The organism is Streptomyces sp. NBC_00513, assembly GCF_041431415.1.
Classification (GTDB): domain Bacteria; phylum Actinomycetota; class Actinomycetes; order Streptomycetales; family Streptomycetaceae; genus Streptomyces.
Map to the genome: position 1 here is coordinate 7,901,468 of NZ_CP107845.1, position 20,668 is coordinate 7,922,135.

General features: G+C 69.6%; 17 protein-coding genes and 1 pseudogene. 12 read left to right on the top strand and 6 right to left on the bottom strand.

The features are described 5' to 3' along the window. The first annotated feature begins 224 nt into the window (after positions 1-224). The 3 genes from OHA84_RS35585 (at position 225) to OHA84_RS35595 (ending at position 4,850) form a co-directional block, all read left to right on the top strand. Complete coding sequence (locus OHA84_RS35585) at positions 225-3,440, top strand: bifunctional cytochrome P450/NADPH--P450 reductase (RefSeq protein WP_266967459.1); 3,216 nt, start codon at positions 225-227, stop codon at positions 3,438-3,440. A 184-nt stretch (positions 3,441-3,624) separates the two neighbouring features. Next, positions 3,625-4,062 carry a hypothetical protein gene (locus OHA84_RS35590; RefSeq protein ID WP_266967458.1) on the top strand — a complete coding sequence of 146 codons (438 nt, stop codon included), beginning with the start codon at positions 3,625-3,627 and terminating at the stop codon, positions 4,060-4,062. After that, complete coding sequence (locus OHA84_RS35595) at positions 4,059-4,850, top strand: MFS transporter (protein ID WP_266967457.1); 792 nt, start codon at positions 4,059-4,061, stop codon at positions 4,848-4,850. The genes OHA84_RS35590 and OHA84_RS35595 overlap by 4 nt, the downstream gene beginning before the upstream one ends. 239 nt (positions 4,851-5,089) lie before the next feature. Here the strand turns inward: OHA84_RS35595 and OHA84_RS35600 are convergent, their stop codons facing one another. Next, positions 5,090-5,713: a TetR/AcrR family transcriptional regulator gene (locus tag OHA84_RS35600; protein WP_266967456.1), complete on the bottom strand. Its 624-nt coding sequence runs from the start codon at positions 5,711-5,713 to the stop codon at positions 5,090-5,092. 685 nt (positions 5,714-6,398) lie between these two features. Between OHA84_RS35600 and OHA84_RS35605 the strand changes: the two genes are divergently transcribed. Together OHA84_RS35605 and OHA84_RS35610 are read left to right on the top strand one after the other, a co-directional pair. Next, on the top strand, positions 6,399-6,518 hold the full coding sequence (locus tag OHA84_RS35605; RefSeq protein ID WP_371591553.1) for a pyridoxamine 5'-phosphate oxidase family protein: 120 nt from the start codon (positions 6,399-6,401) through the stop codon (positions 6,516-6,518). Positions 6,519-6,602: 84 nt separating this feature from the next. After that, positions 6,603-6,791, top strand: a complete 189-nt coding sequence (locus OHA84_RS35610) for a hypothetical protein (protein ID WP_266967454.1) — start codon at positions 6,603-6,605, stop codon at positions 6,789-6,791. 387 nt (positions 6,792-7,178) lie between these two features. Here the strand turns inward: OHA84_RS35610 and OHA84_RS35615 are convergent, their stop codons facing one another. Further along, a complete protein-coding gene (locus OHA84_RS35615; RefSeq protein ID WP_266967453.1) occupies positions 7,179-9,539 on the bottom strand; it encodes a phosphoketolase in 2,361 nt (786 codons plus the stop codon). A 242-nt stretch (positions 9,540-9,781) separates the two neighbouring features. On the opposite strand from OHA84_RS35615, the gene OHA84_RS35620 reads away from it, so the two are divergent. After that, positions 9,782-10,657: a universal stress protein gene (locus OHA84_RS35620; protein ID WP_266967452.1), complete on the top strand. Its 876-nt coding sequence runs from the start codon at positions 9,782-9,784 to the stop codon at positions 10,655-10,657. A 77-nt stretch (positions 10,658-10,734) separates the two neighbouring features. Here the strand turns inward: OHA84_RS35620 and OHA84_RS35625 are convergent, their stop codons facing one another. Then, positions 10,735-11,442: a response regulator transcription factor gene (locus OHA84_RS35625; RefSeq protein WP_266967451.1), complete on the bottom strand. Its 708-nt coding sequence runs from the start codon at positions 11,440-11,442 to the stop codon at positions 10,735-10,737. A 345-nt stretch (positions 11,443-11,787) separates the two neighbouring features. On the opposite strand from OHA84_RS35625, the gene OHA84_RS35630 reads away from it, so the two are divergent. Continuing rightward, positions 11,788-12,273 (top strand): pyridoxamine 5'-phosphate oxidase family protein, encoded by a 486-nt coding sequence (locus OHA84_RS35630; protein WP_371591554.1) that lies wholly within the window; start codon positions 11,788-11,790, stop codon positions 12,271-12,273. A gap of 84 nt (positions 12,274-12,357) precedes the next feature. Here OHA84_RS35630 and OHA84_RS35635 read toward each other — a convergent pair whose 3' ends face one another. After that, positions 12,358-14,040, bottom strand: coding sequence for a GAF domain-containing sensor histidine kinase (locus tag OHA84_RS35635; protein ID WP_266973805.1), 1,683 nt, complete (start codon positions 14,038-14,040; stop codon positions 12,358-12,360). 337 nt (positions 14,041-14,377) lie between these two features. On the opposite strand from OHA84_RS35635, the pseudogene OHA84_RS35640 reads away from it, so the two are divergent. From OHA84_RS35640 to OHA84_RS35655, 4 genes and pseudogenes are all read left to right on the top strand, one after another. Next, positions 14,378-15,082: pseudogene (locus OHA84_RS35640) on the top strand (STAS domain-containing protein); the annotation flags it as partial. A 502-nt stretch (positions 15,083-15,584) separates the two neighbouring features. Next, positions 15,585-15,998: an alpha/beta hydrolase fold domain-containing protein gene (locus OHA84_RS35645; protein ID WP_371591555.1), complete on the top strand. Its 414-nt coding sequence runs from the start codon at positions 15,585-15,587 to the stop codon at positions 15,996-15,998. 93 nt (positions 15,999-16,091) lie between these two features. Next, positions 16,092-17,201: an RICIN domain-containing protein gene (locus OHA84_RS35650; RefSeq protein WP_266967450.1), complete on the top strand. Its 1,110-nt coding sequence runs from the start codon at positions 16,092-16,094 to the stop codon at positions 17,199-17,201. 333 nt (positions 17,202-17,534) lie between these two features. After that, entirely contained in the window at positions 17,535-18,569 is a 1,035-nt protein-coding gene (locus OHA84_RS35655) for a Gfo/Idh/MocA family protein (protein WP_266967449.1), read from the top strand. A 789-nt stretch (positions 18,570-19,358) separates the two neighbouring features. On the opposite strand, the gene OHA84_RS35660 is transcribed toward OHA84_RS35655, so the two are convergent. Together OHA84_RS35660 and OHA84_RS35665 are read right to left on the bottom strand one after the other, a co-directional pair. Then, on the bottom strand, positions 19,359-19,637 hold the full coding sequence (locus tag OHA84_RS35660; RefSeq protein ID WP_266967448.1) for a cold shock domain-containing protein: 279 nt from the start codon (positions 19,635-19,637) through the stop codon (positions 19,359-19,361). A gap of 377 nt (positions 19,638-20,014) precedes the next feature. Beyond that, the gene (locus OHA84_RS35665; protein WP_266967447.1) at positions 20,015-20,242 is read right to left on the bottom strand and encodes a hypothetical protein; all 228 of its coding nucleotides are present in this window, start codon (positions 20,240-20,242) and stop codon (positions 20,015-20,017) included. 14 nt (positions 20,243-20,256) lie between these two features. Between OHA84_RS35665 and OHA84_RS35670 the strand changes: the two genes are divergently transcribed. After that, entirely contained in the window at positions 20,257-20,499 is a 243-nt protein-coding gene (locus OHA84_RS35670; RefSeq protein ID WP_266967446.1) for a hypothetical protein, read from the top strand. The last annotated feature ends 169 nt before the right edge of the window (positions 20,500-20,668 follow it).

A 20,668-nucleotide genomic window follows, 5' to 3' on the forward strand; every position in this document is an offset into this window, starting at 1 on the left:
GACCTTGTCGTTCGACAATGTCATTTAAACATGTCGAGCCGTGCCGTCAAGTGCCGGTCGGCCGCCGTTCGCCATCGCCCCTGACGCCTCAACCCCCGTGCTGGTTCCGTCGGTCGATCATGTCGGTCAACACAATCAATCGACATTGTCACCCGACAAGGTCGTGTGTATGGTTGCGGCAAGCGACAGCCACGACAGCCGGTGTGCGAACGAAAGGCATGCTCATGACCGATGTGACCCTGCGGGGAACCGAGCCGATCCCCATGCGCCCCGCTCTGCCCCTGGTCGGCCATGCGCTGAATATCCCCGGTGGCGCCGACGGGCTGCTCTACGTGATGAACGAGGCCAAGGAGCTGGGGCCGCTGTTCAAGATCCGAATCTTCGGCAGCGACATCCACATCGCTTCCGGCCTGGACCTCGTCGCCGAGCTGGCGGACGAGAGCCGGTTCCAGAAGAACGTGCACCCCGACCTGGTGATTCTCCGGGCGATCGGCGGAGACGGCCTGTTCACCGCCTTCAATCACGAGCCCAACTGGCAGAAGGCGCACGACATCCTGATGCCGGCGTTCTCACTCGGCGCGATGCGCGGCTACCACGCGACGATGCTCAAGGTGGCCCGGGACCTGGTGGGCAAGTGGGACCAGGCGGCCGGGACGGAGCCCGTGGACGTCGCCGCCGACATGACGCGGCTGACCTTCGACACGATCGGCCTGTGCGGCTTCGGCTACGACTTCGAGTCGTTCGGCCGAGGGGAGGAGAACCACCCCTTCGTCACCTCCCTGGCGCGGGCTCTCGACTTCGCCCAGGCCAAGGGCGAGTCCATCCCCGGCCTGGAGGTGTTCAAGCGGAAGCAGACGGAGCGGTTCCGCGGCGACGTCACCCTCATGAAGGACCTGGTCGACGATGTGATCCGGCACCGCCGGGCGTCCGGTGATCAGAGCACCGACGACCTGCTCGGGCGGATGCTGAACACCCGCGACACGGGGGGCGACCCCCTGGACGACGTCAACATCCGCAATCAGGCGATCACGTTCCTCATCGCCGGCCACGAGACCACCAGCGGGGCCCTGTCCTTCGCGCTCTACTACCTCGCCAAGCACCCCGAGGTGCTGGCCCGCGCCCAGGCCGAAGTGGACGCGCTGTGGGGCGACGAGGACGCCCCGGACCCCGATTACGGGGACATCGGCAAGCTGACGTACATCCGCCAGGTGCTCAACGAGGGCCTGCGGCTGTGGCCCACGGCGCCCGCGTATGCGGTGGAGCCGCTTGAGGACACGGTCATCGGCGGGAAGTACGCCGTGCGCAAGGGCGAGTCGATCCAGATCCTCATTCCGACGCTGCACCGGGACCCCGCCTGGGGCGACAACGTCGAATTGTTCGACCCCGACCGGTTCCTGCCCGAGCAGGAGGAGGCCCGCCCGGTCCACCTGTTCAAGCCCTTCGGCAACGGCGAACGCGCCTGCATCGGACGCCAGTTCGCGCTGCACGAGGCGACGCTGGTCCTCGCACTGGTGATCCACCGCTACCGCCTGATCGACCACACCAACTACCAGCTGAAGATCAAGCAGACGCTCACCATCAAGCCCGACGAGTTCACCCTCAACCTGGCCCGGCGCACCGCCGGCGAGCGCCGCCTGCCCGCCGTCGCGGCGAGCAGCGCGACCGCGAGCCAGGACCGGCCCACCGTGCGGCGCGTGAGCGGCACGGCGCTGACCCTGCTGCACGGCTCCAACCTGGGTACCTGCGCGGGCATCGCCCGCGATCTCCTGGCGGACGGCGACGAGCGCGGCTTCCTCTCGTCCATCGCGCCCCTCGACGACGCCGTCGGCAAGGTGACCGCCGACGCCGGCCCGGTGGTGATCGTCGCCGCCTCCTACAACGGCCGGCCCACCGACGACGCCGCCGAGTTCGTCCAGTGGGTCGAAGGGCTCGCGCCCGGCTCGCTCGACGGTCTCCAGTACGCCGTACTCGGCGTCGGCGACCGCAACTGGGCCGCCACCTACCAGCGCGTCCCCACCCTCATCGACGAGAAGCTGACCGCGGCCGGCGCCACCGCACTGCTGGGACGCGGCGCCGCGGACGCCTCCGGGGACTTCGCCGGCACGGTGGACCGGTGGACGGACGACCTGTGGACCACCCTGCTCGAACGGTACGGGGCCCCGGCGACGGCGCGCGAGGCGGAGCCGGACGCCACCGAGCAGGAAACGGGGCTGTACGAGCTTGAGGACGCGACCGACTCCGTCATCGGCGGACTCGCGGCACGGCACGGCGTACAGCCCATGGAAGTGCTCGACGCGTACGAACTGGTCGACATGGATCACGAGTTGGGCCGCTCCAAGCGCTTCCTGCGGCTGAGGCTGCCCGACGGTGTCACCTACCGCACCGGCGACCACCTGGCCGTACTCCCAAGCAACCCTGACGAACTCGTCCGCAGGGTCGCCGACCGGTTCGCCCTCGACCTGGACCGCACCGTACGGCTGCGTGCCCGCCGCCGCAGCCGGGGCGCCCTTCCCGTCGATCGCCCGCTGACCCTGCGTCGCCTGCTGACCGACTTCATCGAACTGCAGGACGCCGCCACCCAGGAGCAGATCGCCGTGCTCGCCGAGCACACGGCCTGCCCGCCCGAGCGCCGCCCCCTGGCCGAACTCGCCGGGGCCGACCCCGACACCTTCCGCGAAAAGGTGACAGCGGCCGGACACAGCGTCCTGGACCTGCTGGAGCGCTACCGCGCCTGCGAACTGCCGTTCGAACGCTTCCTGGAACTGCTGCCGGTGCTGCGCCCGCGCCACTACTCGATCTCCTCGTCCGCCGACGCGACGCCCGGCGAGGCCGACCTGATGGTGTCGCTGCTCGCCGCGCCCCACCGCGCCGGCGAGGGCACGTTCCACGGCATCGCCTCGCACTACCTCCAGAACGTGACGGCGGGCGACATCCTCCAGGCCAGGGTGCTCCCGTGCAGCGAGGCCTTCCGCCTGCCCGAGGACCCGTCCGTACCGGTCATCCTGGTCAGCGCGGGTACCGGCCTCGCGCCCTTCCGCGGCGCCGTTCTCGACCGCCACCACACCGGGTCCACCGGAACGCTGCTGTGCTACTTCGGCTGCGACCACCCCGACGTCGACTACCTGCACCGCGAGGAGTTCGAGGCCGCCGAGGCCGCCGGAGCCGTCAGCATGCGTCCGACCTTCGCCCGCGCACCGGAGAACGGCGCCCTCTTCGTCCAGGACCGCATCGCACGGGACAGCGACGAGGTCTGGGCCGCGCTGGAGGCCGGCGGACACGTCTACATCTGCGGCGACGGCCGCCGCATGGCCCCCGCGGTGCGGGAGGCGTTCATGGCGATCCACCGCACGTACACGGGCGCGGGTGACGAGGAGGCCACCAGGTGGCTGGCCGCGCTCATCGAGTCCGGCGTCTACGTCGAGGACGTCTGGGCCGGCTGAAGCCGCCGTTCCTTCTCGCCTGGCCACGGGTGCCCCGACGCACCCGTGGCCCGCGTGTCCGGCAACGCATTCTGCCCCCAACTGGTGAGGTTTTCATGCTTGTCGCATGCTCGGCGGCCCGCCGAGACCCCGTGCCCGTGCTCGCCCCCTCTTTCTCACAGCCCTTCTCAGAGCGGGGGTGCCTGTGAAGGCGCAGAATGCCTCCGCCCTGACCTTCGGCGTGGTGATGGCGCTCATCGCCGGAGTGACTCTGGGCAGCGGCGGAGCGAACGTGATGCCCGTCTTCGTCGACGACTTCGCGTCCCGTTTCTCCCTGTCGGACTTCAGTGCGGGGCTGGTGGCCGCGACCCAGCTGATGGCGACCGCCGTCGTCACCCTGCTGCTGGCCAAGCGGGCCGCCCGACCGCGGCGGGTACGGATGACCCGCCTCGGCCTGGTGCTCGCCGGACTCGGCTTCCTGGGCGCCACGGCGGCGTCCGACATCGTCACCCTGATGGTGGCGAACCTGGTCATCGGCGCGGGCCTGGGCGCGGTCTACGCCACTGCCCCACCGCTTCACTCGCCGCCACCGACGACGTCGACAAGGCATCCGCGGTCACCATCTCCGGCACAGTCGGCGTGACCGCGCTGCTGATCATGGCGGTGCCCGCCGCCGACCACGACCTGGGCGAAGGCACCGGCTTCCTGCTCATGACGGCGTGCTGCGTGCTCGCCTGGCCGCTGGTACGCGGCCTTCCGGACGGTCCCGCCGGGACAGGCGCGGGCTCCGTGCACGAGGGAGGCAAGGCCGGGACGGTAGGGGCGCGGCCCGCGCTGCTGCTGCTGTGCGGCACGTCACTGCTGTGGGCCGTCACCCAGGGCGCGTGGTCGTACCCCTCGGTCCTGGGCCGCCAGCACACCGGCATGTCGCACACGGCCGTGTCCGCCGTCCTCGCCATCTCCAGTGTCGTGGCGCTTGTCGGCGCGGTGGTCGGCCCGCTCGCCGCGCGGCGTCTCGGGCGTATGCGGTCGATGGCCGCCTTCGTCGTCGTACAGGCCCTCGCGATGGCCCTGCTGATCATCACCCACGACCCCGTGCTGTTCATCGTCGCGGCCGTCGTCTGGCAGGCCTGCCAACTCGCGGTGCTGGTACAGATGCTGGCCGCCGCCGCGCTCATCGCCCCGACCGGCCGTCTGGTGGCCTCCCTCAGCGGGGCGGGCGCGAGGGGCACCGGCCTCGGGCCGCTCGCTGTCGACGCCGTGCTCGACGGGGCGGGAGCGGACGTCCTCGGCGTCCTTCTGGCACTGGGTACGTTCGTCGCCTCACTGCCCCTGCTGCGGATGACGGTCGCGAGCGGGACGGCGACCGATGAACCCAACCGCAGAAGGCGCCCACAGCCTGACGGGCGGAGCATCGGCCCGTACCGGTGAGGCAGGTCGAGGTTCTTCGGGCCGGCGGCAGGGCTGCCGCTCGCCGCGGCAGAGAGCAATGGCGGTTGCCGGGCCGGCCGTACCGCGTCCTGCCCGGCCTGGACACGGGACCACGCCGGAGGAGCGGAGGGAGGACCAGCAGGTCCCCCACACCGAGAGGACGAGTATTCGTTCCGGGGACGCGCCGAGGCCGCCGGCGTCGGTGACGGCGGCGGCCTCGGTCGAGGGCGGTGGTCGGGTCAGGAGGTGGGTACGGCGACCAACTGCAGTCGGCCGTGGGCCAGGGCCACGATGGTGGAGACCAGCACCTGCAGGCCGGTCACCTCGGCTGCCTGGTCGGGCAGGGAGAGGTGCTGCATCGTGAGCCCGTCGAAGCCGGCGAGGAAGTACCGGGCGATGGCCTCCGCCGGATGGGCGAGGGCGTGGCCGGTGCGATCGGCGGCCTCCGCCACCAGCTTCGTCGTCACCTTCGTGATCTCGCGGTAGTGGCTCTCCAGAGCCTCGCGCAGGTGCGGTGTCCGCAGCGCGAACATGGTCAGCTCGGTGAGCAACTGGTGGCTCGCCGGCGTCTCGCGCACCGTGCGCCACAGCGCGGCGGCCAGCGCGGCGACCGTCTCCTCGAAGCCCGCGTCCGCAGGCGCCACCCGCTCGACCTGGGCGACCAGCTCCTCGGTGAGCTGTTCCATGACGGCCCTGTACAGGTCTTCCTTGGTGCCGAAGGTGTAGTGCACCGTCGCCTGGGCAACGCCGAGCTCGGCGGCGATGGCCCGGGTGCTTCCGGCGGCGATGCCCTCCCGGGTCATCAGATCGATCGCCGCCTTGATCAGCTGAGGGCGGCGTTCAGCCGCGGAAACATGTGCCATGAGGACATCATATGGACTCTGTCAATTGAACCAGTCGATCGATCAAGTCAATTGTGCTGACTGCGTCGGCCGCCCGCTGCGGTCTTCTTTGTGGCCGACATCGAGTTCGGCGATGGCGTCGACCACTGCGGCACCGAGCGCGGTCAGGCGCATGGGGTGGTCTCGATAGGCGTGTGTCAGCAGCGGGCCTCCCAGGTCTCTTGTAGCCGCCGGACCTGGGAATGAGGGTTGCGTGGTTGATGCCGAGGCCGGCTGCGGCGTCCCGGAGGGTGGGGTAGCGGGCGGCTGCCGCGAACCGGGTCAGCCAATCACGGGCGCGGGGGCTGGTGAGGGCGGGGCGCAGGAGTTCGGGGGCTGTGCCGACTTCGTCGGCAGCGCGGAGGGCTTTGACGTGGCTGGGGCCGCCTTTGCGACGGATGGGAATGCCGTAGGACCGTGCCCGGGTGCGGAGTCCGTTCTCGCTCATGTCGATCTGTGTGGCCAGTTCACCGATGGTGCGGCGGTTGAGGACGTACTGGTCATATAGCCAGGCAGGGTCGATCTCGCGGCGCAGACGTTCGGCGGGGGTACGGCGCCGGATGCCGTAGTCGTCGGCCAGGGCAGCGATGAGGTGGCGGCCCGTGTCGTGCTGTTCGGGACCACCGTTTCCGAGCTGACGGGGAGGACGACCGACAGTCCGCCAGGCATGGGCATCGGCCGCATCGGCCGCATCGGCTTCTCCGGCCTGGAAGGACTGGCCGTCTTTCCCGTCAACTACGTCGTAGTAGGGGACGAGATCGCGTTCCGCACGGCGGCCGACTCGTAAGGAGGAGGAGATCGTGCGCACGCTGGAGGACGGGGCCGCCGAGGCTTTCGCCGACGTCGCTCCGGCGCTCGCCCGGAACTCGCCGTGGTCCGCGACAGCGCCGCCTCCACGGACCAGGTCCGTCTGCGGGCTGTCCTCGGCGACCGCGGGCCGTTCGCTTCGCACGACCACGATGGCCAGGCCGACCACGCGATGCGCTATCGCAGGCTCGCTTCCCTGCCCGTCGTCGACGGGCAGGGAAGCGAGCCGGGCGTCCTCGCCCTTGCCCGCTGAACCGCCTCACCGCAGCACGACCGTTCCCTTCTCCCTGTGAGGCCTCATCCGCTGTGTCATCGCCCGTTTCCTGTTCGACAGGTGGGGATCGCAGAGGGCAGGGCATGAGGCGGGACACCTCGATCATGACGTCACTGACGGTGTAGCGGGATGCGGGCATGACCGGCTCCTGCGTCGTGGTCGATGAGAGTGCCGTCGCTCGGACCCGTCGATGCCGATCGGGCCCCGACCCGTCCAGTCTCGGCCTCCAGGCGCCTGCCTCGGCAGGGCCCACCGGGCCCCGCCGAGGGCCGACCGGCCCATGGCGGGGCCGGGTCGGGGTGAGCGTACGGCGCGTGCCACCCGACAGACTCGAAACAGTCGGTGACGGCGCCGCCGGGTGTGTTCTCAGTACGGCCAGGTCCAGTCCGCGACCTCGGGGAGATCGGTTCCGTGGGCGCGGATCCAGTCGTGGTGGCGGATCCGTTGGTCGGCCATGTCCTGCCGCAGCCCCGCCGCGTGACCGGCCAGGCCGGGAACCCGGTCGACGACGTCCATCACGAGCCGATAGCGGTCGAGGTCGTTGCGTACGACCATGTCGAAGGGCGTGGTCGTGGTCCCCGACTCCTTGTAGCCACGGACATGGAGCTGTCCGTGGCCGGACCGGCGGTAGGCGAGGCGGTGGATCAGCCACGGATAGCCGTGATAGGCGAAGATCACGGGCTTGTCGGTCGTGAAGAGGGCGTCGTACTCGGCATCGGTCATCCCGTGCGGGTGCTCCTCGCGCGGCATGAGCCGGGCGATGTCGACGACGTTTACGATCCGGATGGCGAGCGCGGGGAGGTGTTCGCGCAGGAGAGCGGCGGCGGCGAGGATCTCCATGGTGGGTACGTCACCCGCACAGGCGAGCACCACGTCAGGGTCCTTGGCGCCGTGGTCGGTGCCCGCCCAGTCCCAGATGCCCGCGCCGCGGGCGACGTGGATCCGGGCCTGGTCCATGGGAAGCCAGTCGAAGCAGGGCTGCTTCCCCGCCACGATCACATTCACCTGGTCCCGGCTGCGCAACGCGTGGTCCGCCACCGCCAAGAGGGTGTTGGCGTCCGGCGGGAAGTAGGCGCGCACGACGTCCGGACTCTTGTTGAGGACGTGGTCGACGAATCCCGGGTCCTGGTGGGAGAAGCCATTGTTGTCCTGACGCCAGACGTGCGAGGTGAGGAGGTAGTTCAGAGAGGCGATCGGCGCCCGCCAGGTCAGCTCACGCGAGGCCTTCAACCATTTGATGTGCTGGCCGACCATGGAGTCGACGATGTGCGCGAAAGCCTCGTACGTGGAGAACAGGCCGTGTCGGCCGGTGAGAAGGTAGCCCTCCAACCAACCTTGGCAGACGTGCTCGGAGAGGATCTCCATGACCCGCCCGTCCCGGGACAGGTTCAGGTCGGTGGGCTCCGTCATGCCCTGCCAGGCCTTGCCCGTCGCCTCGTACAGGTCGTCTAGACGGTTGGAGGCAGTCTCGTCCGGCCCGACCACCCGGAAGTCCCGCCGCCCGGCCGTGTCCCTCATGACCTGCGCGAGGTAGCGGCCCAGTACGCGGGTCGGCTCGTGCAGGGTCGCGCCGGGCTTGTCCACGGGAACGGCGTACGGGTCGAGGGCGCGCAGGGGCAGCGGCCGCAGGAGGCGGCCCCCGTTGGTGGAAGGACTCGCGCCGAGGCGAAGGTCCCCGGTGGGCAGGCACTCCAGCACCTTCGGCGTGGGCCGGCCTTCCGAGTCGAAGAGTTCCTCGGGGCGGTAGGAGCGCAGCCAGTCCTCCAGGTGCTTGAGGTGCTCGGGGTTCTCCCGTACCCCGGAGAGCGGAACCTGGTGCGCCCGCCAGGTTCCCTCGACCGGCAGGCCGTCCACAGTGGCCGGGCCCGTCCACCCCTTGGGGGTGCGCAGGACGATCATCGGCCACGTCGCGTGCCCGCGCCCCGGATCGACACCGGTGCTCCGAGCTTCCTGCTGGATGGCGGCGATGCGGTCCAGGGCGTGGTCCATCGCGCGGGCCATCGCCTGGTGGACCTGGGCGGGATCGCCGCCGGTCACGTGGAGGGGCTCGTGCCCGTAGCCGCGCAGCAGGGCGTCGAGCTCGTCCTCGGGGATCCGGGACAGGACCGTCGGGTTGGCGATCTTGTAGCCGTTCAGGTGGAGGATCGGCAGGACGGCTCCGTCGTGGACGGGGTCGAGGAACTTGTTCGAGTGCCAGGACGCGGCCAGGGGCCCCGTTTCAGCCTCGCCGTCACCGATGACGCACGCGACCAGCAGGTCGGGGTGGTCGAAGGCGGCTCCGTAGGCGTGCGCGAGAGCGTAGCCGAGCTCACCTCCCTCGTGGAGGGAACCGGGGGTCTCGGGCGCGACATGGCTCGGTACCCCGCCGGGGAACGAGAACTGCCGAAACAACTTGGCCATGCCATCACCGTCGCGCGTGACGTCCGGGTAGGTCTCGCTGTAGGTCCCCTCCAGCCACGAGTTGGCCAGGACGGCAGGGCCACCGTGCCCGGGACCCCAGACGCACAGAGCCTCCAGCGAACGCTCCTCGATCACACGGTTGAGGTGCGTGTACACCAGGTTGAGTCCGGGGGAGGTGCCCCAGTGCCCGAGCAGCCGGGGCTTGATGTGCTCCGGCCTGAGGGGTTCAGTCAACAGCGGGTTGTCCATGAGGTAGATCTGGCCGACTGCGAGGTAGTTGGCGGCGCGCCAGTGGGCGGCCAGCTCCGAGATCGGGTACGCGGTCATTTCCGCTCCTCCGTGCGGCGGTCCGGGACGTTCGTCGACTGAGCCGATGCCGACAACACTGCGCCGCTTCGCCGGCGGACGCCACGGGATGACGGTCCCGCCGTGCGGGACTGTCGGCCCTTCTGGTCGCCCGCCGCTGACGGCGAAGGTGAACCCGGTGGCGCCGGTTCCCCCGGCCGGTGCCACCGACTCCCTGCCTGACCGACCCCGATGCCAAGGGCATCAGTACGGAGGACAGACCTGTGAAACGCACCCTCGTCGTCGGAGTGGACGGATCCCCAGAGAGCCGGGCAGCGGCCGACTGGGCCGCACGGGAAGCCCTGCGGCGCGACGGGCGGCTGCGCGTGATCCACGCCTGGCTGTGGCAACCGCTCGAGGTCCCGATCGTTCAACACCGCGACAGCGAGGCAAGCCGGGCCCAGGACATCGTCCGGGAGGTCGAGGCCGAGCTCACCCACCGCCACCCGGAGCTCGCACTGACCGCGGAAGTGCTCCAGGACGCCCCCGTGCCGGCACTGCTGCGCGCCGCCAAGGAGGCGGAGATGCTGGTCCTCGGTACCCGGGGACACGGCGTCATCGCCGGCTCCCTGCTCGGCTCGTTCGGGCAGCAGCTGATCGCGGCGGCCGAGTGCCCCGTCGTATCCGTTCGGGCCCGGGACGGCGGGCCGGTGACCGGGCCCGACGAAGGGGAGGTGGTCGTGGGCCAGCAGGGTGGGGTGGAGGAGTCCGCCGAGGTGTTGGGTTTCGCCTTCGCCGCGGCTTCCGTGCGCGAGGTGCCGCTCCGGGCGGTGCGGGCCTGGACCCTGCCGCCGGTCTACGGCTACAGCCCGGGATCGATGTGGATCGCCGATCAGCTCGGCGGCCTGGAACCGTACGAGAAGGCCGCCTTGGAGCAGGCTCTGGAGCCATGGCGGCTGCGGTACCCCGAAGTGGAAGTCATCGAGCAGGTGGAGCGGGGCAGTGGCGGCCACGTGCTGCTCTCGGCCGCGTCCGATGCGCAACTGGTGGTCGTCGGACGCCGGGTCCGTGAGTCCTCGGTGGGGGCGCGCGTCGGTTCCGTGGCGCATGCCGTCCTGCACCACGCGGTCTGCCCCGTCGCAGTGGTCCCGCACCCCTGAACCGGGTCGGGTCGGGGAGGATGGTCGGGTACGCGACCGCACGGCGTGCCCGACCCCAGACGCACTCGGTCCGGTGACTATTCGGCTGCCGGGAACGGGTGCCGGCTCGGCGGGATCAGGGCGTGACTGGCGATGACGGCCGCCTGGACGCGGCGTTCCACACCCAGTTTGACGAAGAGCCTCGAAATGATGTTCTTGACCGTCTTCTCGGCGAGGTAGAGCCGATTGCCGATCTCCCGGTTGGTGAGCCCCTCACTGACCATGACCAGGATCTCCTTCTCCCGGTCGGTGAATCCGGGAAGGCCTGGGACCTGTTCCCCCTGGGGCGCGTCGCCGCGCATGCGGGCCATCAGACGCGTGGTGGCACCCGGGTCGAGCATTGACTGGCCGGTGGACACCGTCCGGACGGCGGTCACCAGATCAGTGCCGGTGATCTGCTTGAGCACGTAACCGGAGGCCCCCGCCATGATGGCGTCGAGCAGGGCCTCCTCGTCGTCGAAGGACGTGAGCATGAGGCAAGCGAGCCCAGGCATCCGGGAGCGCAGCTCGCGGCAGACCGTCACCCCGTCGCCGTCCTGGAGTCGCACGTCCAGGACCGCGACCTGGGGTCGCAGCGCGGGGATGCGGATCAGTGCCTGTTCCGCGGTCCCCGCTTCGCCGACGACGGTCAGGTCAGGCTCGGCGTCCAGGAGGTCGTGCACGCCCCGACGCACGACCTCGTGATCGTCGAGCAGGAAGACCGTGATCGGCGTCTTCGCGGGGGAGGGGGCACCGCTGTCGGTCATGACGCAACTCCTTCGCCGGGTTCGCCCTGGGCGCACGAACACCGGCATCCTGCCTGTGGGCGGGGCCCGAAGGACAGGGCCGATCGGCCCTCATCGGTCGTGTCGACCGAAGGCGTCGGGCGGCGACACCAGGTTCCAGCACCCGCGACTACCGCCAGGGTGGCCATTCGAGGGAACTCCTCGGCATCGACCGGGCGCTGCGGTGCATCGCGACATGATCGCGGGCGTCCGCGAAACCGGTACCCAGATGGGGACCAGACGGCCCTGGTTCCCCCCGGTGATCACGAGAGAGGCTGGTCACCCAGAAACGCGAGAGCCGATCGAGACCGGACGAAGGTGTGCACCATGGAGCACGGCACGCAGCGCCCTGTCGTCCCGCTCGGCCCGACGACAGACGGTCGGCGCATGCGGGCGCTGGACAGGGCCGAGGCGCTGCGGCTCCTCGGGACGGTTTCCCTCGGGCGCATCGTCTTCACCCAGCACGCGCTGCCCGCCGTCCGCCCCGTCAATCACCTGGTCGAGGGCGAGGACGTCATCGTCAGGATCCACGACGGCGGGGCACTTGCCTCTCTCGTGCCTCCCGCGAACGTCCCCGGGGTCGTCGTGGCGTATGAGGCAGACGTGATCGACTCGGCCACGCACCTCGGGTGGAGCGTCGTCGTCACCGGTTACGCGACCCCGGTGGCCGACGCGGACGAGATGGACCGGTTCGCCGCCCTCCTCCGTCCGTGGGCAGGGCACCCCATGACCGGCGCTCTGCGGATCCGCCCCGACCTCGTCACCGGCTTCCGGCTGGAGGCCGACCGAAAGGCGGGGGACGCGCCGCATTGACGCCGTCGGCTTCGTGTCGGCGACGTCTGGTCCGTACCACGCCAGTGCCGTGGCGGACGAGTGGTGTCGTGGTCCGGCCTGGCCTCAGCCGCCTGTGGGCAGGGGAGCGCGCCACACGAACCGGCTTCCCCCGCCATCGGGGCTGTCCACCGTGAAGGTCCCGCCCAGACCCCGGGCCCGTTCATCGAGGTTTCGCAAGCCGCTCCGACGGCCCTGGGCGGGAATGCCTTTGCCGTTGTCCGTGACGGTCAGCACGATCTCGGCCGAAGCCGCTCTGAGGGTCACGCCGACGCGGGTCGATTGGGCGTGGCGGGCGGCGTTGCTCAGAAGCTCGCCCAGTACCGCCATGACGTGGTCCGCGACGGGGGCGGGCACGTCGGTGTCGAGCAGCCCCTCCATGCTCAGGCGCGGAGGACGGCCGAGCGTGGTCGCCGCCTCACCGACGGCGCGGGCGGCTCGCGCCCGCAGGCCGGGAACGCTTTCACGGTCCTTCGTGCGCAGCCCGAAGATGGTCGATCGAATGATCTTGATGGTTTCGTCGAGGTCGTCGACCGCTCGGCCGATGCGCTCCGCGGCTCCTTCGTGTTCCACGAGGCGTGCGGCGCTCTGGAGGGTCATGCCGGTCGCGAAGAGCCGTTGGATGGCGAGATCGTGTAGATCACGGGTGATCCGGTCGCGCTCTTCGAGCAGCGCGATCTGCTCCGCGTCCCGCCGTCGCTCCGCGAGCTCCAGGGCGATCGCCGCCTGGCCGGCGAAGGCGACGAGCGGTTCCAACTCACCCTCGCCGAAAACCGGTGCACCCGCCGGTCGTGCCAGGAGGAGGACACCCCGGCTCTCCCCGCCGGCAGTGCCCAGCGGAACCGCCACGGCGGGGCCCGCACCTTCCCGCACCTGGGCATCCGCGGGATACCGGTCGTCTTCGGCGGCGTGTGCGGACGTGACGGGATCGGAGGTCCGGTGCGCGGTTCCCGACAGCGTTCCCACGATGGGTACGACGAGGCCCTGCCGCGCGCGGCTGTCCGCACCGGTCGCGAACTCCACGACCAGGCCGTCGGCGCCGTCCACGGGCACGGCGACGTCCGCCAGGAGGGACCCGGTGATCTCCTGGGCGCGGCGGGCGATCAGTTCCAGCACGGCGGCGCGAGAACTGCCGGACAACAGGTTCGCGGTGATCTCCGCGTTCGCCTTGAGCCACCGCTGTTGGCGCTGTGACCCCTCGTAGAGTCGCGCGTTGTCGATCGCCACCCCGGCGGCCACGGAGAGGGTCGAGATAACGGTCTCGTCCTCCGTGTCGAAGTCCGCCCCGGCCCGCTTGTCGGTCAGGTACAGGTTGCCGAACACCTCGTCGCGGACCCGGATGGGTACCCCGAGGAAGGTCCTCATGGGCGGGTGATGGGCTGGGAAGCCGTACGAGGAGGAGTGCGCGCCGAGGTCGGTCAGACGCAGGGGCTCCGGGTGCCGGATGACCTCCCCGAGCAGACCGTGGCCGGCGGGGAGGGGGCCGATCTCGGCAATCGCCTCGTCACTGAGCCCCACGGTGAGGAACTGCGACAGCCTCCGCCCGTCCGGGCCGATGACACCCAGCGCCCCGTACTCGGCGTCCACGAGGAGCGCGGCGGCCTCCACGATTCGCCGGAGGACCTGGGCGAGGTCCAGCTCCCGTCCCACGGACATGACGGCTTCCAGCAGGCTGTGCACCCGGTCACGGGTGCCGCGCACGGCGTCGATGCGGACCTGGAGTTCGTCGAGCAGTTCGTCGAGCCGCATCTGCGGTACTCGACCCAGCGGAGCCCCCACACCCACGTGCTTCCCCTTCGACCGTCCACGTACCACCGGGCCAGGGTATCGACTTGCCCGCGCCCACAAGGGGTCGCTGCGCGCGGGGGCCGTAACGACCGGCCTGATCACGCGGTTCGACCGTGAGCCCTGAACTGCATGCGCGGGTAAGCGTCGAAGACGCGTGCGCCGAGCCGGCGCCGGACGTGGATGAGAGCCCCCGGGCCGGACCCGTCGATGCGCCCAGGCCCGAAGCGGATCGTTGCGCGCGGACGCTCGGCGTGACTGACTGGTCGCACCACTCGGAGGCGGCGGAGGGAAGACGGCCATGAGTCTCAAGGAGGCGCTCTACGAGGACGAACTGCTGCGGCTCCAGACGGAACTGGTCAAGCTGCAGGAGTGGACGCGGGCGGGGAGCGCACGCCTCGTCGTCGTCTTCGAGGGCCGCGACACCGCGGGTAAGGGCGGTACGATCAAACGAGCCGCCGAGCACCTCAACCCACGCGTCGCCCGCATCGCGGCTCTGCCGTCCCCGACGGAGCGTGAGCGCACCCAGTGGTACTTCCAGCGTTACATCGAGCACCTGCCCGCCGCCGGCGAGATCGTGCTCTTCGATCGAAGCTGGTACAACCGCGCCGGAGTGGAGCAGGTGATGGGTATCTGCACGCCGGCAGAAGTCCCCGGACTGGCCGGCATGCACGACGTGGACGACTACCCGACGGCGCGGACCGTTCCGGGACTGGTCATCTACCGCTACGATTCGCCGCTCTTCTTCGCCAACGCCGAGAACTTCCGCCGTCGTGCCCTGGCCGCGATCGACCAACAGAGTCCCCCGGTTCGATGGCTCGTACTCAACGCCGAGGCGAACGTCGAGGTCGACATCACCGCTCTGGACGCCGTGGACGCACTCCGCCAGGAACTGGAGCATCGGGGCATCGTCCTCGCGCTGGCACGGGTCAAGCAGGAACTCCGGGAGGACCTGGATGCCTACGGTCTCACCTCCTCGGTGGGTGCCGAGCGCATCTACCCGACCCTGCCCACGGCCCTGGAGGCCTATCGGGCGTGGAGCCGGGACGCTGGGTCGAAGGGGACTGAACCGGGCCTGCCGGTCGTCCCCGCCCCCCGGGCCGAGTGTCCCCGGGAAGGGCTGTCCGGCCCCTGCCAGGAAGGACTTGCGTTCGGCCAGATTGGGAGCAAGCGCGATATCGCCGATGGGGCTGGTGGCAGGCATGGGTTCCTACGTGTACGACTTCGACCCTGATCTTCCTGCGGGTCTGAAAGTCCGACATCTCGCCGACACCGACCATCTGCGTGTGCTGGCTGTTCTGGACGCCTGGTGGGGCGGTCTGAAAGGGGAGCAGGTCGAGGGAACGCGCATTGTTGCTGCCTCGGCTCTACTTTCAGCACTTCACGACCACCAGCTTCCTCGTAGAGGATGACGGTGGTCAGGTGGCGGCCTTCCTCGTCGGCCTCCTGTCGCAGACGGACCCCGAATGCGCCTACGTGGACTTCGGCGGAGTCGATCCTGTGCTGCTATGCAGGGGGTGTCGGCCGCGCGCTCTACCGGGCCTTTTCGACCCCCAGTCGGTAGACGGCGGCGTTCCTTCGCGCTGCGCTCGGTGCCCTACTCGTGCACCGGGGCCAGGGTCAAGCGTCGGCCCTTGGCGCTGGCGGTGCTGTTCTTCCACGGCGGCGGCTACATCTTCGGCCACATCGACCTGTTGCACGGACTGGTCTCGCGCTACGTCTCGGCCAGCGGAGTGCCCATACTGTCGGTCGAATACCGCCGGGCCCCGAGCATCCGTTCCCCACGCCAGTGGAAACGTTGGACCTCGGCAGAGCCCGGAACTGGTGGCACACCCGGTCGTTGGGGAGTGCGGTTCGCACACAGGCCCGGGAGGGCTCAACCGTTCGCCGCTACGCTTGGTGAATCATGGTTGGAATTGTGAATTCTCCGTGTTGGTGACTGTCTGGTTATGTACTTTCTCTGTGAGTGACTCCCCTGTGAGGATGGCGCTTCCTGATGAGGCTGCGGAAGGGGCATGATGGCAACGTCCGAAGGCATCGAGCAGGGCTACGCCTACCGGTTGAAGAACAAGCGCTCGGGCCTGTATCTGACCAGTTCAGGCTTCGAGGGGGACTCTTACGCCACGATCTGGAAGTCCGAGAGCGGCGGGCAGGCCCGGACATCGCAGACCTGGAACGTGCTGAGCCTCGACAACGGCGAGTACCTCATCGCCCAGAAGGTCGCCGGGAACCTGCTGACTCCGGACAACTTCGCCGGCCATGACGTCCGGGTCAACCTGTTCCCGCCGCAGAACGGTGCGGACTCCTCCGTCCGCAACAGCCAGACCTGGCTGCTCCGTCAGGCGGGGGGCGGCTACTACACGCTCAGCAACAAGAATGGGGGGCTGTTCCTGACCCCCAACAACTTCGGCACGAGCGGCTCCGACAAGGTCAACACCTACTGGCGGGCATCCGGAACGGACGGCGACTCCCAGCTGTGGCTGTTGGAGAAGGACACCGCGTACAGCGGCATCATCAACGCCGCCGTCGGTCCGACCGGCAACGCCGTCGGCGGCGTCATCCGAATGAGCGGACACGCAAGGCCGAACCCGGAGACCACACCGGAAGTCCTCATCGGCACCACGCTGTTACCCTTCCCCCTGGTCTCGGACCCCGCCCTCGGCCGCGCGAGGCAGGCCGCGGAAAGTCCGTACTACCTGCTCAAGAGGTACGGCTACTACAAGATCGTCTACTACTACGAGCACAGCGGCCAGGTGAGCAAAAAGGAGTCCCAAAGCACCACCATCGGCGTGACCACGAGCAACGCCCGCGAAGTCGAAACCACCACCAGCATCTCCGTCACCGCCGAGACAAGCTTCCAGTACAAGGGCTTCTCCTCCTCCCTCAGCACCACCATCAGCCACCAACTGCGCACCCGCGTCGCCCAGGAGACAACGCAGTCCAGCAACCGCACCGTCACCGTCGAGCGCGAGTACCCCGCCAACGGCAACCGCCTCTCCCAAGCCATCTGGTTCCGCGCCGACCGCTACGTCCTGGAACGTGCCGGCGGCGGCAAGGTGACGGAGTGGGAGACCACCACCGACCAGGACACGGTCGACGACGTCTACCCCGTCGCCACCAACTGACGGGCAGCCACTCACAGCTGTGCCCCCGAGCGAGCAGGCTCCTCGACACCATTTGCCGCACGATCGGGTGACATCTGATTTGGCTTGCCGGTACAGCTCCATGGCCTCCTCGTTGCGCCCCGTACTCGCGAGCAGGGCGCCGAGGTTTGCGGCGGTCGGATGTGTGGGTGGGCTGCGCACCGGCGGCCGGCGGGGAGTTGTTAGGTCTCAACCGATCGCCTGTTCATAAATGTGCGATTCCGTGTAAATATGTAGACCTGCGGACTCGGGCTCCAAGGTAGCTGAGGCTTTACCGCGCGACCGGTTTCACAAGAACGAAGACAGGGACCACGCATGACGGACGCGCCCGTACGTATCGGACTGGTCGGCTACGGTTTCGGTGGCAGGCACTTCCACGCCCCGCTGCTCGCCTCGACCCCGGACTGTGAGTTCCTCGGGGTGGTCACCACCTCTCCCGAGCGCCGCAAGCAGGTCGCCGACGAGCTCAACCGGCCGACGTACGACTCCCTGGAAGAACTGGCCCGTGCCGGAGCCGAGGCGGTCGCGATCTCCACCCCGGCGGCCACACACATCCCGCTGGCCCAGGAGGCGCTGAGGCTGGGCTTGGCAGTGGTCTGTGACAAGCCGTTCGCGCTCGACGCCGCTTCGGCTCGGGAGACGACGGAACTCGCGGAGCGGTTGAAGGTTTCGCTGACGGTCTACCAGAACCGGCGCTGGGACTCCGACTTCCTGACTCTGCGTCGGCTGGTGGCCGACGGCGCGCTCGGTACTCTGACCCGCTTCGAGTCGCGTTTCGAGCGGTTCCAGCCCGAGCCGGGCCCACCGGCCGCGGGCGGTGGCACCCTGCTCGACTTCGGCAGCCACCTGGTCGACCAGGCACTCGTCCTGTGCGGGCCGGTCGAGCGGGTGTACGCGGAGATGCGGACCCGCGACGGCGGCGAGGGGCTCGACGAGGACGTCTTCGTCGCGTTGACCCACCGGAACGGCGTCCGGTCACAGTTGTCCGGCAGCTGGCGGCAGGGCGCACCCGGTCCGCGCTTCCGTGCCACCGGGACCACCGGGACGTATGTGGTCGACGGTGTGGACGGCCAGGAAGCCCTGCTGATCTCGGGTGCCTCCCCGGCATCGGAGGGTGAGCGATGGGGCGTCGAGCCCGAGCGGTGTTGGGGACAGGTGCTGCGCGGCGACCATGCCGAGTCGGCGCCGTCCGCCCGCGGTGAGTGGGATCTCTTCTACCCGGCCTTCGCCGCCGCGGTCCGTGGCACCCGTCCGCTGCCCGTGGATCCCTGGGATGCCGTGACCACCGCGACCGTATTGGACGCAGCACGCGGCAGTGCCGCCACCGGCGAGGTCGTCCGCTTGTCCTGACCCCTGCGGATGGCCGGGACGACGTCAGCGCGACGGCAGACAGTGACCGGAAACTGCCGGGACGTCGCGACATCACGGCACCGCACCGACGCGCTGCCCCCGGCTCGACCGCGTGTGCGCGGATCTGATCGGCGGACCGTTGGACGGGCTACTCCTCGATGTCACCTCGTGGGGCGAGGATGAGCGTGCCGACGGTGCGTGCTGGTGACGGACAACGGTCAGTGGGCTCCCGGCGGCCGATCCGACTATGCCCCGGTGCCGGGGGACGGGACAGGGTTTCTGTGGATCGGGGACGCCCCCTGACGGCCTGACACCTGACGTGTCGCCACGCGGCGACCACCTGGGACCGGCTGTGACGGCGGGCGGCGGTGCCAGTGTCAGGCGCCGGCCGCAGTTGTCGTGCGTTTCTGGCGTGCGATTGGGTCAGTGGGCGCGACACGGGGCCCGTTGTCCTGGGCTGGGGAGGTTGGAAGTAACTGTGGCGAAAGCCCCGTTTGGAGCCATGGCGTCCTGACCGCAACTCGCGGAGCTCCACGGTCTGGCAATCGGTGAGCCCTGGGGGTGGGTGTCTCGTTTGGCGTGTGGCCGAATCGGGCCATGGGTCCGGCCGGCCTCGGGTTCAGTCCACGCCGCTATGGGCGCGCGTCAGGGCCGGTGCTCAGCTACGGGTTTGGCGGTGGTCGAGGCCGGGATTGGGGTTGCCGACGCCCGGGCGGCTCTGGGTGTTCTGGGTCGGCTGATCGCTGGGGGCGCGAGCAGGCGCGCAGACCGTGCCGGCCGCTGGACCCCTCATGGGACGTGTGGCGTCGCCGACCAGGGGTAGAAGGTGCCGCTGTGCAGTGTGACGGCGTGATTGGGGGTCGAGGGCAGGATCTGGCTGCGGGCCGTTCGCTGGATGTTGTCGGCTCGTAGTCCCGCATCGTCCAGGGTGATGTTGAAGAGGACTTCCTCGCCTTGGCGCAGACTGCGGTCCTTTCCGTGGATTGCCGCGGTTTCCGCCGAGACATCAGGTCCGGCGCCTTGCTGGCTGATGAGACCGGTGCCCCGGTCAGGGTCGAACCACTTCACGACACCGCATGGCGACACGCTTCCCGCTCTCCGCTCGCATCGGATCCGGAGGTCGACACTGTCCGCCTGTCCTACAGCGGTGGGGAGGGCTTGAGCATCAGCGTGTGAGAGTGAACCCCGGCGTGAGCGCACCCCGCGGGCGCCTGTGTTGAACAACGCGGGCTCGGCTCATCGGCTTGGGTGGGGTGAGTGCCGCCGCCCAGCGGGTGAGGATGCCCGTCTCGCGCCAGGACCGCCTGCACGTCGCGCTCGATCGTTTCCCGCGCGCTGGGGTGCAGGCCTGCCGGACCGGTCGAGGCCCAACCAAGGCCGGCCGGCGGGCTCGCCCGGCCGGCACCTGATGAGGTGCCCGGGGCTGCCGTCATGTCATCCATGCCTCAACGAGTCGTCCTCGTGACGTCACGAGCCGTGAGCGGGTCCGGCCGTGTAGTCCAGCCGAGGCGGCCGCCGCTGTGCGGCGTTAACGGCCGGGACGGTGTCGAGACGTAGCGGCGCATGTGCCGGTCGGCGACGTGGGCGCTCCCCGCCTTCTCGATGCGGGCGGCGAGATCGGCGGGAACGATCTCCAGCGCCTTTACCTCGAACTTGGTTACAGAGGTGGTCATTTACTGTCCTCTCGGTGGGTCGGGTCATGCCGGGCGTCCGGGGCCGGATCAAGCAGGCGAGTGAGAACACGGTCATCCTGGATCCCGCCGACCCGGCCGACATTCCGCACCCGCGGGACAAGAGCCGCGCCGCTTCGTACCAACAGCTGATCGACGCCTCGACCGGGACCGTCCAACTGCTGGTGATGGGGCCTTTCAATCCGCCGTTCCGCTTCGTCGCCGCCTCTCGGGGCGAGGACGAGGGCGAGGACCCATGACGCGCTGACACACCCCCGGTCGTTGTGTCACGGCCTGGGGCCTGACGGCTCCGTGGAGGCTGTGTCCGATGACCACGGACCCGGCCAAGGCCGGGAGTGGCTGGAGGACTGGACCGGCGTGTCAGGTGTGGAGCGCCTGTTGGACGCAGGGTTCGGAACTGACCACTTG

Excerpts from the sequence above, each read along its gene's own strand:
- OHA84_RS35585 (WP_266967459.1), top strand. The coding sequence starts at position 225 with ATGACCGATGTGACCCTGCGGGGAACCGAGCCGATCCCCATGCGCCCC.
- OHA84_RS35600 (WP_266967456.1), bottom strand. The coding sequence starts at position 5,713 with ATGGCACATGTTTCCGCGGCTGAACGCCGCCCTCAGCTGATCAAGGCG.
- OHA84_RS35605 (WP_371591553.1), top strand. The coding sequence starts at position 6,399 with ATGGGCATCGGCCGCATCGGCCGCATCGGCTTCTCCGGCCTGGAAGGA.
- OHA84_RS35615 (WP_266967453.1), bottom strand. The coding sequence starts at position 9,539 with ATGACCGCGTACCCGATCTCGGAGCTGGCCGCCCACTGGCGCGCCGCC.
- OHA84_RS35625 (WP_266967451.1), bottom strand. The coding sequence starts at position 11,442 with ATGACCGACAGCGGTGCCCCCTCCCCCGCGAAGACGCCGATCACGGTC.
- OHA84_RS35630 (WP_371591554.1), top strand. The coding sequence starts at position 11,788 with ATGGAGCACGGCACGCAGCGCCCTGTCGTCCCGCTCGGCCCGACGACA.
- OHA84_RS35635 (WP_266973805.1), bottom strand. The coding sequence starts at position 14,040 with ATGCGGCTCGACGAACTGCTCGACGAACTCCAGGTCCGCATCGACGCC.
- OHA84_RS35645 (WP_371591555.1), top strand. The coding sequence starts at position 15,585 with ATGCAGGGGGTGTCGGCCGCGCGCTCTACCGGGCCTTTTCGACCCCCA.
- OHA84_RS35650 (WP_266967450.1), top strand. The coding sequence starts at position 16,092 with ATGATGGCAACGTCCGAAGGCATCGAGCAGGGCTACGCCTACCGGTTG.
- OHA84_RS35655 (WP_266967449.1), top strand. The coding sequence starts at position 17,535 with ATGACGGACGCGCCCGTACGTATCGGACTGGTCGGCTACGGTTTCGGT.
- OHA84_RS35665 (WP_266967447.1), bottom strand. The coding sequence starts at position 20,242 with ATGACCACCTCTGTAACCAAGTTCGAGGTAAAGGCGCTGGAGATCGTT.